This window comes from Prauserella rugosa, from assembly GCF_000719975.1.
GTDB lineage: Bacteria > Actinomycetota > Actinomycetes > Mycobacteriales > Pseudonocardiaceae > Prauserella > Prauserella rugosa.
In genome coordinates this window covers 1-949 of record NZ_JOIJ01000059.1, presented here as the reverse complement: position 1 = coordinate 949, position 949 = coordinate 1, and the positions used below count along the sequence as shown (strand labels likewise).

Annotated in this window: 2 protein-coding genes; both read left to right on the top strand. The window is 67.0% G+C overall.

The window, feature by feature from the left end:
• The first annotated feature begins 39 nt into the window (after positions 1 to 39).
• A complete protein-coding gene (locus tag IF64_RS28310) occupies positions 40 to 447 on the top strand; it encodes a transposase (RefSeq protein WP_425468439.1) in 408 nt (135 codons plus the stop codon).
• A gap of 40 nt (positions 448 to 487) precedes the next feature.
• The gene (locus tag IF64_RS28305; protein WP_425468438.1) at positions 488 to 949 is read left to right on the top strand and encodes a transposase; all 462 of its coding nucleotides are present in this window, start codon (positions 488 to 490) and stop codon (positions 947 to 949) included.

The following is a 949-nucleotide window of genomic DNA, read 5'->3' as shown; positions in this document are numbered from 1 at the left end:
CTAGGGCGTGTCTGACAAATTTAGTGTTTGGCGGCTGGGATGCTGCTGGTCGTGTCGCGGTTTCAGTTGCTCTCGGATGCTCAGTGGGCGTTGATCGAGGATCTACTTCCGGCTCGCACGGGTAAGCGTGGTCGTCCGTTCTCGGATGCGCGGGCGATGGTCGAGGGGATCATTTACCGGTATCGGTGTGGGATCGCCTGGCGGGATGTGCCGGCGGTGTTCGGTCCGTGGCAGACGATCTGGACCTGGCATCGTCGGATGGCCCGCGATGGCACGTGGGACACGGTCCTGCAGCGCCTGTTGGCCGAGGCGGATGCGGCGGGGTTGGTGGAGTGGTCGGTCTCGGTGGACTCGACGATCGCGCGAGCGCATCAGCACGCCACGACCATCACTCGTCCCACAGGGGGCTGGGTCGAATTACACGGATCTGCGCGCCGAGCCGCCTGACCACGCGATCGGCCGCTCCCGCGGCGGCTGGAGCACCAAAGTGCACCACCTCGTCGACGGGAATGGCCGCCCGCTGGTGGTATTGGTCGGTCCCGGCCAGGCAGGGGACGCGCCGATGTTCCCGCATCTGATGCGGCACCTGCACATCGCTCGCCTCGGACGCGGTCAAGCCCGCACCCGGCCCGACCGCGTCCGAGGCGACAAGGCCTACTCCTCCAGAGCGATCCGCCGGCACTTGCGCTCCCGTGGCATCGCCGCCGTGATCCCCGAGCCAGCCGACCAAACCCAGCACCGCACGCGCCGCGGATCCCGCGGTGGGCGACCACCCGTCTTCGACGCGGTCGACTACCGCGGCCGCAACGTCGTCGAGCGAGGCTTCAACCTCCTCAAACAGTGGCGAGGCCTGGCCACGCGCTACGACAAACTCGCCACCATCTACCGATCAGCGGTCGTCCTCCACGCCGTGACCACCTGGACCAAAACATTGTCAGACACGCACTAG